The sequence below is a fragment of the Acetobacter persici genome, assembly GCF_018256955.1.
In the GTDB taxonomy this organism is placed as follows: domain Bacteria; phylum Pseudomonadota; class Alphaproteobacteria; order Acetobacterales; family Acetobacteraceae; genus Acetobacter; species Acetobacter persici.
This window is the reverse complement of record NZ_JAERKU010000017.1, coordinates 1-14,463: the sequence shown is the minus strand read 5'-3', so window position 1 is coordinate 14,463 and position 14,463 is coordinate 1. Positions and strand designations below refer to the sequence as shown.

The following is a 14,463-nucleotide window of genomic DNA, read 5'->3' as shown; positions in this document are numbered from 1 at the left end:
CACTCTCTAATTGTCCCCGTCGTCGTCCGGAGAGGCCGGATGACCCGCAGAGACGGGGGATTTCCATGGCGGTCACACCCATTGAAAGTGGAGCCCGACAGCGTGGCATGTTCATGCTGCGCACGGCGATGGGGCCAGCGATTGCCCGGCACCTCGCTGATCCTGCCATTGTCGAGGTGATGCTCAATCCCGATGGCAGGTTGTGGATCGACCGTCTGTCCGAAGGGCTGTCCGACACTGGCGAAACCGTCACCCCCGCCGATGCCGAGCGCATCGTGCGGCTGGTGGCGCATCATGTCGGCGCGGAGGTGCATGAGGGGGCGCCCCGCGTGTCGGCGGAATTGCCGACCGGTGAGCGTTTCGAGGGATTGCTGCCACCCGTGGTGATGGCCCCGAGTTTTGCCATCCGTAAACCCGCCGTCGCGGTGTTCACGCTCGATGATTACGTCGCTGCCGGGATCATGACGGAGGGGCAGGCGGCATATCTTCGCCAGGCAGTCGCGGACCGTAAAAATATTCTGGTCGCGGGGGGCACATCCACTGGCAAGACCACATTGGTCAACGCATTGCTGGCCGAGGTCGCGAAAACTGACGATCGCATCGTGCTGATCGAGGATACGCGCGAACTGCAATGCACGGCGCCCAATCTGATCGCTATGCGTACAAAGGATGGTGTCATCACACTGTCCGAACTGGTTCGATCGGCACTCCGCCTGCGCCCTGACCGTATCCCGATTGGCGAGGTGCGTGGTCCCGAGGCTCTTGATCTGCTCAAGGCCTGGGGAACCGGCCATCCGGGCGGGATTGGCACTCTGCATGCCGGATCGGTGCTGGCTGCCCTCTACCGGCTGGAACAGTTGATTCAGGAGGCCGTCGTCACTGTGCCACGCGCGATGATTGCCGAAACCATTGACGTGGTCGCCGTGCTGTCAGGGCGCGGCACCGCCCGTCGTCTGAGTGAGTTGGCCGAAATCGACGGTCTTGATCCCGCCAAAGGCGCTTACCGCATCCGTCCGGCCAGCCTGTCATCCTCCGAAACACCATTCTCCGGGAAGGGAGAGTCATCATGATGTCGCGTTCACGCCTCCATTCCGTCGCCCGGTCTGCTCGCTGCCTGCCCGATAGTCGTGTGATCGGCACAGCGATGCTGCTGTCGCTCTGCCTTGGGTCATCGGCCTGGGCATCGGGGGCAGGCATGCCATGGGAAGAGCCGCTCAATCAGATACTGGAATCCGTGCAGGGGCCGGTCGCCAAGATCGTCTCGGTGATCATCATCACCGTGACCGGTTTGACGCTGGCCTTCGGGGAAAGCTCGGGCGGCTTTCGGCGGCTGATCCAGATCGTATTCGGCCTGTCTATCGCTTTTGCCGCCAGCTCGTTCTTCCTGTCCTTCTTCTCCTTCTCGGGCGGGGCGCTGATCTGATGGCGGCCTATGAGGATGATGCTGTGCCGGGATTCCATGTCCCGGTGCATCGCTCGCTGACCGATCCAATCCTGCTGGGTGGGGCGCCCCGCGCGGTCGCCATTGCCAATGGCACGCTGGCGGCTGCGATCGCGCTGGGTCTGCGTCTGTGGCTGATCGGCGCTGCCTTCTGGGTCGTGGGGCACACGCTGGCGGTCTGGGGGGCCAGGCGTGATCCGCTGTTCATCGAGGTGGGGCGGCGGCATCTCCGCTATCCCGCCTGGCTGCGGGCATAGGGAGACCGGCCATGATGTCCTTTGGCGAATATCGCAATCGAAATTCCCTCCTGTCCGACTTCCTGCCCTGGGCAGCACTGGTTACGAAAGGTGTTGTCCTGAACAAGGACGGCAGTTTTCAGCGCATCGCAAAAATACGTGGTCCCGATCTCGATAGTGCAACGCCTGCTGAACTGGTGGGTGTGACCGGGCGCTTAAATAGCGCCCTGCGGCGTCTTGGTTCGGGTTGGGCCGTGTTCGTGGAGGCACAGCGTGTGCCGGCGACACTTTATCCCGACAGCGATTTCCCTGACGCAGCCAGTCAGATGGTCGATCTGGAACGCCGGGAGCAGTTCGAGGATGAGGGCGCGCATTTCGAGAGCCGGTATTTCCTCACCCTGGTCTGGCTGCCGCCTGCGGAATCTTCTGACCGTGCAGCGCGGTTTCTCTATGAGGGCAGGGAACGTGACGGTCCCGATCCATATGGCATGCTCCATGCGTTCGTGGATCGCAGTGATCGGCTTCTTGCCCTGCTGGACGGATTCATGCCCGAAACCGCCTGGCTTGATGACAGTGAGACGCTGACTTACCTGCACAGCACCATCTCAACCCGGAATCAGCGGGTCCGGGTGCCCGAGATTCCGATGCACCTTGACGCTCTGCTGGTCGACCAGCCTTTGTCGGGCGGTCTGGAGCCGAAACTCGGCGACGTCTTCCTCAAGACTCTGACCATCACGGGTTTCCCCAGCCGCACCTTTCCCGGAATCCTGGACGATCTGAACCGGTTGGCGATGCCGTATCGCTGGTCTACCCGCGCCATCCTGCTGGACAAGACCGATGCCACGAAGGTTCTGACGAAGATCCGGCGCCAGTGGTTCGCAAAGCGCAAGAGCATTGCGGCCATTGTCCGCGAAGTCATGACCAACGAAGCATCCGTTCTGGTGGACAATGATGCCGCCAACAAGGCGGCGGATGCCGATCTGGCGTTGCAGTCGCTCGGCGCTGACGATGTGGGCCAAGCCTATATTACCGCCACTGTCACGGTGTGGGATGGCAGTGCCAGCATCGCCGCTGAAAAACTCCGTCTCGTGGAGAAGATCATCCAGGGCCGTGACTTTACCTGCATGACGGAAAGTCTGAATGCGGTGGAAGCCTGGCTCGGTTCCTTGCCAGGCCATGTTTACGCCAATGTGCGGCAGCCACCCGTCTCGACGCTTAACCTCGCGCATATGATTCCGCTCTCCGCCGTCTGGGCGGGACCGGACCAGGACGCGCATTTCAAGGCCGCACCGCTCTTTTACGGTAAGACGGCAGGCGCCACGCCGTTCCGATTTTCTCTCCATGCAAGCGATGTGGGTCATACGCTGATCGCGGGACCGACAGGCGCGGGCAAATCAGTCCTGCTGGCGCTGATGGCATTGCAATTCCGGCGCTATCTGGGCGCGCAGATATTCGCCTTCGATTTCGGTGGCTCGATGCGCGCCGCAACATTCGGCATGGGCGGCGACTGGCATGATCTCGGTGGTGGTCTGACGGATGAGGACGGGTTGGGCGTGGACGGCTTTCCCGGTGTTGCACTCCAGCCACTGGCGTGGATCGATGATCCGGACGAGCGCAAATGGGCCAGCGAATGGCTGGGGCAGATCCTTGCCGGCGAGGGGGTAACGTTAACGCCAGACGTCAAGGCGTATCTCTGGTCGGCCCTGAATTCCCTGGCGTCTTCACCCCAACAGGAACGCACTCTCTCGGGGTTGGTTGCCCTTCTCCAGTCCAACGCGCTGAAGCAGGCGCTGGCCCCATACTGCCTTGGCGGCCCCTATGGTCACCTGCTGGATGCGGACGCCGAGCGACTGGGTGATGCCGACGTGGTGGTCTTCGAAACCGAAGGTCTGATCGGTTCCGGGGCGGCTTCGTCGGTGCTATCCTATCTGTTCCATCGCATCGAAGGACGGCTGGATGGCCGCCCGACCCTGCTGGTCATCGACGAAGGGTGGCTGGTTCTTGATGACGGGAATTTCTCTGGCCAGCTCCGCGAATGGCTGAAAACGCTGCGCAAAAAGAATTCCAGCGTCATCTTCGCCACGCAGTCTTTGTCAGATATTGCCAATTCGCCCATCGCTCCGGCCGTGGTGGAAAGCTGCCCGACACGGATTTTTCTGCCTAACGAACGTGCCATCGAGCCGCAGATTATGGCGATCTATCGCGATTTCGGTCTGAACGACCGCCAGATTGCCATCATCGCGCGGGCTGCCTCGAAGCGGGAGTATTACTGCCAGACGCAGCGGGGAAACCGGCTGTTTGAACTCGGTCTTGGTCCGGTGGCGCTGGCCCTGTGCGCCGCATCCGGCAAGGACGATCACAGGCTGATTGATGCGGTTCTGGCGGAACACGGCCGCGACGGTTTTCTCCCCGCGTGGTTTGAGGCGCGTGGCGTGTCATGGGCGGCGGATCTTTTGCGTGAAAACCTCCGATCGGAGGGCGTGCCATGACGGAAAAAACTTTCCGGCCTTGGACTGAATTTTTCGGTCGCGCTCACGAAAAACATTTCCGCCGAGGTGTCCTTCTCACTTCTGCAATGCTGGCGGTCGGCGGGGCGTTCGATCTCTCACGACCCGCTCATGCCCAATGGGCGGTGTATGACGGAGCCAACCATGTCCAGAATGTTCTCATCGCGGCACGGACTCTCCAGCAGATCGACAACCAGATTACGTCACTGGCCAATCAGGCCCAGATGCTGGTCAACCAGGGGCGCAATCTGGCAAGCCTGCCGCTCTCGACATTGTCGACGCTGCAATCGACAATTTCCCAGACGACAGCACTCCTCGCGCAGGCGCAGAACATCGCCTACAGCGTCCAGTCCGTCGAACAGCAATACCAGCAGGCGTATACGTCAGTGTCTTCCGGGATGTCTGACAGCGCCCTGTTTTCCCAGGCGCAGACCCGCTGGCAGAATTCTGTGGGCGGGTTCGAAGATGCCCTGAAATTGCAGGCGCGGGTGGTGGGAAATATCCCGAGCGACAGCTCGGCCATGAGCCAGCTTGTCTCCTCCAGCCAGACCTCTACGGGCGCGTTGCAGGCCGCCCAAGCTGGAAACCAGCTTCTGGCCCTGCAATCCCGCCAGTTGTCCGACATCCAGGCGGAACTCGCCGCCAACGGCCGCGCCACCGCCCTGCAACAGGCGCGGGATGCCGCGACGGAAGCGGAAAGCGAGGCGCAGTATCAGCATTTCTCCCAGCATGACGCCTATGTGCCCGGCACGGTGTCCATGTTCGGCAGCAGCGGGAACTGAAGGTCATGGCAATGGGCGACGTTGGCGTTATCGATAGTTTCCTGAACACTTTCACGACCACCATCGATACCGGGTTCGGTCTGGTGAAGGGCAACGTGATCTCGCTGGCCGGAACGCTGTCTGTGCTGGATATCGCACTGGCCGGGCTGTTCTGGGCCTGGGCTGCGGATGAGGACATCATCCAGCGTTTGGTGAAGAAGACGCTTTATATCGGATTTTTTGCTTTTGTGATCAATGATTTTGACCATCTGTCGAAGGTGATGTTCGACAGTTTTGCTCAGCTTGGTCTGAGGGCAGGGGGCGGAACGCTGGCGCTTTCGGATTTCCTGCGTCCCGGTCGTCTGGCGTCAACCGGCTTCGATGCGGCCCAGCCACTTCTGGACTCTGTACATAATCTTCTCGGCCCGGTCGCCTTCTTTACGAATTTCATCCAGATCTTCGTGCTCTGTCTGTCCTGGCTGATCGTGCTGGCGGCGTTCTTTATTCTGGCCGTGCAGCTTTTTGTCGCCCTGATCGAATTCAAGCTGACCACGCTGGCAGGATTCGTGCTGATCCCCTTCGCCCTGTTCAATCGCACCGCCTTTCTGGCCGAGAAGGTGCTAGGAAATGTCGTGTCCTCGGGCGTGAAGATCATGGTGCTGGCGGTCATTTCCGCCATCGCTTCGGTGCTCTTCAAGCAGTTTACGACGTCCTACGGCGATGCTGTTCCCACGGTCGGACAGGCGACCTCAGTGGTGCTGGCCTCTCTAGCGATTGTTGGGCTCTCCATTTTTGGCGGCAGCATTGCCAATGGGCTTATCTCCGGCGCACCCCAGCTTGGAGCAGGGGCCGCCGTTGGCACTGGTATGGCGGTGGGCGCGATGGGCGCTGCGGCGGTCGCCGGTGTGGGAGCCGTCGCTTCTGGCGGTGCCGCAGCCGTTGGCGCGACCGCCGCTGCTGCACGTGGCGGGGCTGCGATCGCCGGGGCCGCCACGTCAGCCTATTCGGCCGGAGCCGCTGACGCATCTGGTGGCGCGGGCAGCATGGCCGCCGGCATCGGAGGCATGGGCCGGGCTGTCGGCGGGAATATCGCGAATGCGGCAAAAGGGGCGGCCTCGCGTGCAGGCACATCTCTCAAGGAAAGCTACGCCGCCGGCGGTCGCTGGGCCGCGCGCGGGATGGGGGGCGACAGTCCAACGGGCGATGGCGGTGACGGCAGTTCATCTGGTGGTGGTGGTGACCCCACGGGTAACGGCCCTGCCGGTTCTGGTCCGTCTGGTCCCGATGGCGGTTCCGGTCCGACAACCGGCGGCGAGCCACCGCGCTGGGCACGGAGCATGAAGCGCCGCAACGCTGCCACCCATGCCTCCGAGGCGGCTCATGTCATCCGCTCCGCCGATGGCGGAGGCGGGTCGGCGTCCATTGATCTCTCGGAAAAGGAATAAACGCGATGTTCCGTCGCTCCACCACACGCTATGGGACCACGCCCGAGCCCGTGACACCCTATCAGAAAGCGGCGCAGATCTGGGACGAGCGCATCGGCTCCGCCCGTGTGCAGGCGCGCAACTGGCGGCTGATGGCCTTCAGCTCATTAGTCCTGTCCGCCGGACTGGGCGCGGGGGTGGTCTGGCAATCGGCCCGTGGCACCATCACGCCGTGGGTGGTGCAGGTCGATCGGCTGGGGCAGGCGCAGGTCGTGACTCCGGCAACAGCGGGTTATACGCCTGCGGACCCGCAGATCGCGTGGTATCTGGCGCAGTTTATTGGCGATGTCCGCTCCCTGTCGTCCGATGCCGTGGTGGTCCGGCATAACTGGCTGCGGGCCTACGATTTCACCACCACGTCCGGTGCTGTGGCGCTGAACGACTATGCCCGTCTCAACGATCCCTTCTCACGCATTGGGCATGAGCAGGTCGAGGTGGACATCGCCTCGGTGATCCGCGCCTCGCCCGGCAGTTTCCGTGTCGCCTGGACCGACCGGCATTACCGCGATGGCACCTTTACCGGCAAGGAGCGATGGACGGCCATCGTGTCCATCGTGCTGCGCACGCCGCGTGACGCCGACCATCTCCGTAAAAATCCTCTGGGTATCTACGTCTCTGGCATCAACTGGTCGAAGGAGCTGGGCCAATGATCCGTCATGCGCTTCGTGTCCTGCCGCTGCTGGTCTTGCCTCTGGCCGGATGCGCGCAGCAGTATCACCCGCCGGTCATCCGTTACGATGACGCCGTGCAGGCGACGCGTCTGCCCGATCCGCCGAAACCGGTGCAGGTGGTGGAAGTCCCGAAACTGCTTCCCCTGCCGGGGCAGCTTAAAGCTCTTCCGGTGCGACGGGCTGTTCGTCCTCCTCCTGAGGTTCCTGATCCGACCGTGCGCGTCACGGAGGCCAATCTGGCAGCGCGCATCCAGCCCACGCGGGCCGGGTTCATCAATGCCGTGCAGGTCTATCCCTATAGTCCGGGTGCACTCTATCAGGTCTACACCTCGCCCGGCGAGATCACCGACATCATGCTCCAGCAGGGTGAGAAGCTGGTGGGCACAGGGCCGGTTGCTGCTGGGGATACCGTGCGCTGGATCATAGGCGATACCGAAAGCGGGGCAGGGGCGACAAAACGCATCCATATTCTGGTCAAGCCGACCAGGCCGGATCTCACGACCAACCTGATCGTCAACACGGACCGGCGGACCTATCTTGCCGAATTGAGGTCAACGCCAGCCACTTATATGGCATCGGTCTCCTGGAACTATCCCGAAGACGATCTGATCGCCCTGCGCCGGCAGGACAGTGCGGCAGAGGACGAAGCGCCGGTGGATGCGGGCCTCACTCTCGACGCCCTGAATTTTCGCTACGCCATCCAGCCGGTGAAGGGCGGCACACCGGCCTGGCTACCCAGCCGGACGTTCGATGACGGGCACAAGGTCTATATCGCCTTCCCATCGGGAATAGGGCAGGGGGAACTGCCGCCACTGTTCGTGCTGGGAGCCGATGGCGGCCCGGAACTGGTCAATTACCGGGTCCGACAGAACTGGATGATCGTGGATCGCCTCTTTGCCGCCGCCGAACTGCGGCTGGGGGATAAACACTCCGAGCAGCGGGTGCGCATTGTCCGGACGGATGGACGGCGCTCATGACGGACGGGCAGGAAGAAGCACGGGATGACAGGGGTGATGGCAGCACGGAAAACGTGCCCCCTGCGACCCTGTCGTCACCGCCAGATCTGCGGCTGAGGGCGGAGCGGCCCCGTGTGGTGCGGCTGTCGCGCACCGTGGTCTGGTCGCTGGGAGGCATGGGCATGATCGCGGTGGCGTTTGCTCTGGGCTATGCGCTGGAAAGTAGTCGTCAGACTTCACCCCCGGCCGTCAGCCAGGACACGGACGCCCGCCCGTCTGCCGATGGTCTGGCGGGGTTGCCGTCCGATTATCTCGGCAAAGATGTGCCGAAGCTGGGACCAGCGCTGCCTGGTGATCTGGGGCATACCATTCTGAAAGCACAGGAGCAGGGAAGGGGGGCGTCCGGTGGCGATGATCGCCGCGCCGCGCAGGAGGTGGAGGCTGCGATCGCCAGCAAATTGTTCGTGCAGACGGGGGACCGGAACCGGGGCACCGAACAGGCAACGCTACCCGCGCCAGGTGCTTCTGCCTCTCAGGCGAACCCGTCTCCCGCGACCGACGCACAATCTGGCAACCGTGCCTTTCTGGCGGGACAGCCCGACCGGGCGACGACGAGCCCGGATCGCATCATGCCTCCGGTGTCGCCTTATATCCTCCAGGCGGGCACTGTCATCGCGGGAGCGCTAAACACGAAAATCAGCTCCGACCTGCCGGGCCATATTACCGGGCATGTGACCCAGAACGTCTATGACAGCCCGACCGGCCGATTCCTGCTGATCCCGCAGGGGAGTCTGCTGTTTGGAGCCTATAACAGCGGCATTTCTTTCGGGCCGCAGCGCAGCCAGATCATCTGGACCCGGCTGATCTTCCCGAATGGTGACAGCCTGGTGCTGGAGAAGCTGCCGGGTGGCGATGCCATCGGTCAGTCCGGCCTGTCCGATGAAGTGAACAATCACTGGGGGCAACTCTTCAAGGCCGCCATCGTGACCACGCTTCTCAGCGTTGGTTCCGAGGCCGGAACCAGCCAGAGCGAGAACAATCTGGCCCAGGCTATCCGCTCCGGGGCCAGCAACGGCTTCTCGATGGTTGGCAACCGGCTGATCGATCGCAGCCTCAACGTCCAGCCGACCCTGACCGATCGGCCGGGGCTGCCGTTTACGATTCTTGTTGGACACGACCTGTTACTCAGGCCTTACCAGAATGGAGGACGTCCACGATGACAGAGTTGAAGATCCGGGAGCTTCCCGACGAGAAACTGGTGAAAATGACCGTGGCGTTACCACCTGACGTTCATCGTGATTTGCTGGCTTATGCAGCACTTCTTTCCGGTAGTGATGGGGCAACGGACCCGGCCCGGCTGGTCGCACCCATGCTCAGGCAGTTCATGATGTCGGATAAGGGGTTCGCCAGGGCACGGAGAAAGGAAAAAGCGGTGACGTCGGGGGGATAGTTTCATGCTCTGCGGGCTTCGATATATCGGGCGAAGCTCCGGGCGCAGGGATTTTCATTGTCGGCTCGCCAGACGATCCCGAATTCCAGATGAGACGAACCGGTCGTGTCACGTATGTCCGTGATTGCAACGTTGTGCCCATGCTGATCGTGAACAAGCGGTAGCCACGACGCAGGAAGCAGGGCGACGCCTTCGTTGTTCTGGACGAGTGCTATGATCCGGTTGCTGCCGATATCATGGCGCCGGATTTTCGGGTGCATATCTGGTTCGCCAAGTTTTCGTCCGACAAGTTCCTCGAAATCCTGACCCGCGTTATCCCGTCCGATCAGGAATATATCGTGCCGCAGATCATGCCACGAGATTTCGCGCTGGTTTGCCAGTGGATGACTGACCGGGAGTGCTGCTACGATGCGGTCGCTCCACAGTGGCATGACCCGCAGGGCTGGAGCCAAATTGCGGCGCGTGACGACCGCGAAATCAATCTGTCCGCGCTGGAGGCGACGCAAAAGCCTTTTGCCTGTGCCCTCGGAATAACGGAAGACGATATCGGGATGTGTGGTGCGGAACTCGCCCGTGAAGGCGGAAAATCGTCCAGGCAGGACGCAGGTCTGGATGCCGACGGAGATCTGCCCGTGCTCGCCCTTGCCCGTTCGCCGTGCGCGGGCGTTCATACCCGCCACATTGTCCAGAATCGTCTGGGTCCAGCGGACGAACTCCTCACCGAAGACAGTCGGAGCGGCACCCGCCGGGGAGCGGGTGAACAGCCTGACATTCAGCCGCTCCTCCAGGTTGTGTAAGGACCGGCTGACGGCTGACTGGCGAGTGTTCAGGAAACGCGCCGCGCCATGGATACTGCCATGCTGTGCGATTGCTCGCACGCACAGCAATTGCCAGAGGTCGAATGGCGGCCGTTTCATCTGGAGTTAAAGTCGGCTGGTGTGAAGAAGGCGCGATGCAGCCTCTTCATCCGCCGCCATCCTGAAAGGATGGGACGCCGTCCACCAATTGCGGACGGTGGTCCAAGGCAGAACATTCATACTATCCCACGCTGCGAGCGTGGGATAGTATGGCTGGAGGTCGGTGCTGGTGAGCAGTTCGTATACGCAGATTAGCATGGAGACTGAAAGATCCAATCTCGGATCAAATGCTGGGAAGCCATTCAACGCCTTTCTTTGCCATCGAAATCAGATCGCAAAAATTTTAATCAATAATCTTTCGATCGTTTCATCCATGAATTAGCCTGGGCCATCGCTTGCGACCGCGAGAAGTGGCACAATCACATCGCTGATCGGCGTCGGGATCCCGTGGGCACGACCTCGACGCAAGACGACACCGTTGCGGATATCCCATTCAAGGGGTCGACCCGCTTCACGGTCCGTAAGAATGGACGTGCCCATGTCAGAAGGAGATGCCTGAAACTTGTCGAGGATCGCTTGAGGCACCTCGTCACCAAGTTCAGCGCCCTCGGCGTGAGCCACGGCCAGACATTCCCGTAGATAAGCGAGCGTAAGTCTGGCGATGTCCGACCGGCTGAACATGCCTGAGCGCCGCTGCGTAAGAGCCATTAGACCGGCCGCCGCGTTCTGCAGCAGCTTGCGCCAGGACTGAGAGAGGAAATCCCCGGCCAAGTCTACGGAACAGCGGGTGCCACGCAACGCCTCGACAACGATGTGTGACGCCGACATGTCTGGCAGGGTAAGACGCACATCCCCACGCAAGCGCACCGAGCCATCGGCCTGCGCCTGAACAGGAAACCACACGACAGCAGGTATGACCTGCGTATGCGGACAGTGTGGCCCAACGCGCTCCACCTGTTCCACCCCGTTTTGCAGCACACACACGACGGTCCCTGGGCGACACAATACTGACAGCCATTCTGCCGCCGCCTCGGTTTGCGTGTCCTTGACCGCGAGGAAGACAAGGTCAGCACCCCAAGCGATTTGTCTGGGGTCAGTCCTTACCGGTCCGGGGACGGTGATGAGGCAATCGTTGTCCTGAAGAGTCAGATGCTCTCGCGGAGTGCGGCCACATAACACCGGAGTGTGGCCAGCTTCATATAGCGCCGCCGCGATCACGGTGCCGATTGCCCCGGGACCTATGACAGCCACAGCGGTATTCCTGTCCGTATTCATGAAAACGATCTCCCTGGCGACACCTTCGGCTCATATGCAATGCATTGGCGCACATGGAGCTTGTGCGCTCGATGCGTGTTTTGTAATGTATTACACATCATGATTGATTTCTGTAATAAACTTTCGGATTCTGCGGGGCGGCTGGGCCAATGGCTTGGCAGCATTCAGGCACGGAGCGGCGGCCTTGCTGCCAGCGAGGAGAAGGTGGTCGCACTCCTGCTCACCGACCCCTTGTTCGTCGGCACCAGCACGACTGCGCAGGTAGCCGCTCGAGCAGGCGTCTCAGCACCAAGCGTCATCCGCGCCGCGCGTGCAATCGGGTTCGGCGGCTTCACGGAACTCAAGATTGAGATCGCTCGCGCTCGTGGCACTGCCGAATTCTTCGCCCCTTCTGAAACACTCACTGCGAATGCGACGACCACTACCGTACTCGAAACCTCCATTCGTGCGGGCATCGACGCCCTGACTGCGCTCGGCGGCGCCGTCGACACGACTGCGCTCGACAAGGCCGTTGCCTCTATCCAGAGTGCCCGCCAGGTGATCGCCTTTGGCGCGGGTCCGTCAGCGACGGTTGCCGCCGACGCGGTGTTCCGCCTGCGCGCACTTGGCGTGACGACCATCGGCATCCCGGATTATTTGTCGGCGATGATTGCCACGCGCCTGCTCGGCCCGGGCGACGTCGTCATAGCTGTCAGTTCGACGGGTCGCACGCCAACGACGCTCGGTGTCGCCGATGCAGCTGTTGCCGCAGGAGCATCGCTTATTGCGGTCACCAATCAGTACGGCACACCGTTGGCCACCCTTGCGGACATTGCACTGGTCGTTGGTGGCGCACCACTGCCGGCACAGATGGCCGCCGCCGGCAGCCGACTGGCCCAACTCGTCGTCATTGATGCACTGGCCGCAGCACTTGCCTTACGCGATCCGGAGCGTAGTAGAAGAGCGGAGCGAGCGGGTATCGACCTGCCCGATCTTGCCTGATGCAGCCGAGTACCGTTGCAATAATCCTTGTCGCGGCGGTCGCCCATGCGATGTGGAACCTGGCTTCGAAATACAAGCGGGGCGATACCCTGCTGTTCGTCTGGACCTATACCGGCACCTCGGCGCTGTTGTGTGTGCCAATCTGCGTCGCGCTTGTGATCACGGGGCAACAGGTGCTCGACTGGCGGCTCGCCTTGGGTGCGGCCGTCTCGGCGGTGCTCCATATCGCATACTCCCTGATCTTGCAGGCCGGATATGACCGTGCTGAGCTAGGCGTAGTCTATCCGGTAGCACGCGGTACGGGGCCATTGCTGACGATGCTCTTCGCGGTTCTCCTGATGGGAGAACACCTTACTGCAGTCGCGATGCTTGGCGCTTCCCTGATCATCGCAGGAATCCTCGTTGTCACAGGGAATCCGTTCAGGCGCGCAAGTCACCACCCGCTTCAGGGTGCATTATGGGGTGCTGCGACCGGCGCGACCATTGCTGGCTACACTCTCTGGGACAGTTATTCAGTAAATTCGCTGCATCTCGCACCAATAAGTTATTACACCGGCACGCTGCTGCTACAGGGCATATTGCTAACGCCAAGCGCACTTCGTCGGCGACATCGAATCCCGACTGCTGTCCGCACAAATGCCATGCCGATTCTTATTGTCGCCGTGCTTTCCCCTCTGGCCTACATCCTCATACTCAGCGCCATGCAAACGGCGCCTGTGGCGCTCGTTGCGCCCCTGCGTGAGTCGTCCATCGTTATAGGCTCTCTTCTCGCCTGCTGGCTCTTTCACGAGGACCATCTCGCGCGTCGGATCGCGGGGGCTGTCGTCGTACTGATCGGGATCGTGGCCGTCGGTCTGTGATGCCTTTACCGATGCCGGATTATTGCTTTCTTTATTGTCTCGAATGAGGCGGCTCAAGAAGTGTCGCCCGGCCCGACCGTCATGTAAACGCGTCATGCGCAGACTTGGCTAGTGACTGGTAGAACATGATTTCTGCAGGGTGACTCTTTCCTAGGTTCAGGACCCATTGATATGGGCGTCATGATGTGATTCAGGCTCCTTGAGGAGACTGAAGATGAGTGACCTGTATTGGCTGACGGACGAGCAGATGGGACGTCTGCGGCCCTTTTTCCCGAAGAGCCATGGCAAACCTCGCGTTGATGACCGTCGTGTGTTGAGCGGGATCATTTTCGTGAACCGCAATGGTCTGCGCTGGCGTGATGCACCCCGGGAATACGGTCCACACAAGACGCTCTACAACCGCTGGAAGCGCTGGAGTGCTATGGGGATATTCATCCGCATGATGGAGGGACTGGCTACCGGCAAGGCAGAGCCTCAGACGATCATGATTGATGCGACCTATCTCAAGGCCCATCGCACGGCGTCAAGCCTGCGGTTAAAAAAGGGGGGCCAGGCCGTCTGATCGGGAGGACCAAAGGCGGGATGAATACGAAGCTGCATGCCGTCACCGACCGGAACGGACGTCCGCTCGACTTCTTCATGACGGCAGGTCAGGTCAGTGATTACACCGGTGCCGCAGCCCTTCTGGACAACCTCCCATCAGCCGAATGGATGCTGGCGGACCGGGGCTATGACGCTGACTGGTTCAGGGATGCTCTGGAGGAGAAAGGGATCAAACCCTGTATTCCTGGCCGAAAATCTCGTGGAAAACCGGTCAGATACGACAAACGGAAATACAAAAGACGCAACCGTATCGAAATCATGTTCGGCAGGATCAAAGACTGGAGACGGGTCGCAACACGCTATGACAGATGCCCGACCGTCTTCTTCTCGGCAATCTGTCTCGCCGCAACCGTCATCTTCTGGCTATGAGTCCTGAGCCTA

General features: G+C 61.2%; 15 protein-coding genes. 13 read left to right on the top strand and 2 right to left on the bottom strand.

The genetic code is table 11. The annotated features are described in order from the left end of the window. The first annotated feature begins 65 nt into the window (after positions 1-65). Genes trbB through JK199_RS13950 form a run of 10 tightly spaced genes read left to right on the top strand, consistent with a single transcriptional unit; the run spans position 66 to position 9,506 of the window. On the top strand, positions 66-1,070 hold the full coding sequence (trbB, locus tag JK199_RS13995) for a P-type conjugative transfer ATPase TrbB (protein WP_212377089.1): 1,005 nt from the start codon (positions 66-68) through the stop codon (positions 1,068-1,070). Beyond that, positions 1,070-1,423 carry a TrbC/VirB2 family protein gene (locus tag JK199_RS13990; protein ID WP_212377148.1) on the top strand — a complete coding sequence of 118 codons (354 nt, stop codon included), beginning with the start codon at positions 1,070-1,072 and terminating at the stop codon, positions 1,421-1,423. Before trbB ends, JK199_RS13990 begins: the two co-directional genes overlap by 1 nt. Further along, complete coding sequence (locus JK199_RS13985; protein ID WP_212377086.1) at positions 1,423-1,698, top strand: VirB3 family type IV secretion system protein; 276 nt, start codon at positions 1,423-1,425, stop codon at positions 1,696-1,698. Before JK199_RS13990 ends, JK199_RS13985 begins: the two co-directional genes overlap by 1 nt. 11 nt (positions 1,699-1,709) lie before the next feature. Beyond that, positions 1,710-4,166, top strand: a complete 2,457-nt coding sequence (gene trbE, locus JK199_RS13980; protein ID WP_077931494.1) for a conjugal transfer protein TrbE — start codon at positions 1,710-1,712, stop codon at positions 4,164-4,166. Then, the gene (gene trbJ, locus JK199_RS13975) at positions 4,163-4,966 is read left to right on the top strand and encodes a P-type conjugative transfer protein TrbJ (RefSeq protein WP_077931495.1); all 804 of its coding nucleotides are present in this window, start codon (positions 4,163-4,165) and stop codon (positions 4,964-4,966) included. The genes trbE and trbJ overlap by 4 nt, the downstream gene beginning before the upstream one ends. A gap of 5 nt (positions 4,967-4,971) precedes the next feature. Continuing rightward, positions 4,972-6,390 (top strand): P-type conjugative transfer protein TrbL, encoded by a 1,419-nt coding sequence (gene trbL / locus JK199_RS13970; RefSeq protein WP_077931496.1) that lies wholly within the window; start codon positions 4,972-4,974, stop codon positions 6,388-6,390. Positions 6,391-6,395: 5 nt separating this feature from the next. Continuing rightward, on the top strand, positions 6,396-7,079 hold the full coding sequence (gene trbF / locus JK199_RS13965) for a conjugal transfer protein TrbF (protein WP_077931497.1): 684 nt from the start codon (positions 6,396-6,398) through the stop codon (positions 7,077-7,079). Next, complete coding sequence (gene trbG / locus JK199_RS13960) at positions 7,076-8,077, top strand: P-type conjugative transfer protein TrbG (RefSeq protein ID WP_077931498.1); 1,002 nt, start codon at positions 7,076-7,078, stop codon at positions 8,075-8,077. Before trbF ends, trbG begins: the two co-directional genes overlap by 4 nt. Continuing rightward, positions 8,074-9,276 (top strand): TrbI/VirB10 family protein, encoded by a 1,203-nt coding sequence (locus JK199_RS13955; RefSeq protein WP_077931499.1) that lies wholly within the window; start codon positions 8,074-8,076, stop codon positions 9,274-9,276. Before trbG ends, JK199_RS13955 begins: the two co-directional genes overlap by 4 nt. After that, positions 9,273-9,506 (top strand): DUF2274 domain-containing protein, encoded by a 234-nt coding sequence (locus JK199_RS13950; protein WP_077931500.1) that lies wholly within the window; start codon positions 9,273-9,275, stop codon positions 9,504-9,506. Before JK199_RS13955 ends, JK199_RS13950 begins: the two co-directional genes overlap by 4 nt. A 2-nt stretch (positions 9,507-9,508) precedes the next feature. Here the strand turns inward: JK199_RS13950 and JK199_RS13945 are convergent, their stop codons facing one another. Further along, entirely contained in the window at positions 9,509-10,423 is a 915-nt protein-coding gene (locus tag JK199_RS13945; RefSeq protein WP_077931501.1) for a LysR family transcriptional regulator, read from the bottom strand. 318 nt (positions 10,424-10,741) lie between these two features. Then, complete coding sequence (locus JK199_RS13940; protein ID WP_077931502.1) at positions 10,742-11,638, bottom strand: oxidoreductase; 897 nt, start codon at positions 11,636-11,638, stop codon at positions 10,742-10,744. Positions 11,639-11,737: 99 nt separating this feature from the next. Here JK199_RS13940 and JK199_RS13935 point away from each other — a divergent pair, with 99 nt between their 5' ends. The 3 genes from JK199_RS13935 (at position 11,738) to JK199_RS13925 (ending at position 14,451) form a co-directional block, all read left to right on the top strand. Then, positions 11,738-12,619, top strand: coding sequence for a MurR/RpiR family transcriptional regulator (locus JK199_RS13935; protein ID WP_077931503.1), 882 nt, complete (start codon positions 11,738-11,740; stop codon positions 12,617-12,619). Then, entirely contained in the window at positions 12,619-13,479 is an 861-nt protein-coding gene (locus tag JK199_RS13930) for a DMT family transporter (RefSeq protein WP_077931504.1), read from the top strand. Before JK199_RS13935 ends, JK199_RS13930 begins: the two co-directional genes overlap by 1 nt. A 214-nt stretch (positions 13,480-13,693) precedes the next feature. After that, positions 13,694-14,451, top strand: a protein-coding gene (locus JK199_RS13925) for an IS5 family transposase (protein WP_099050360.1) whose coding sequence is annotated in 2 segments (ribosomal slippage) — positions 13,694-14,015 and positions 14,015-14,451 — 759 coding nt in all. Because the reading frame shifts where the segments join, the coding sequence is not laid out codon by codon here. Positions 14,452-14,463 lie beyond the last annotated feature (12 nt).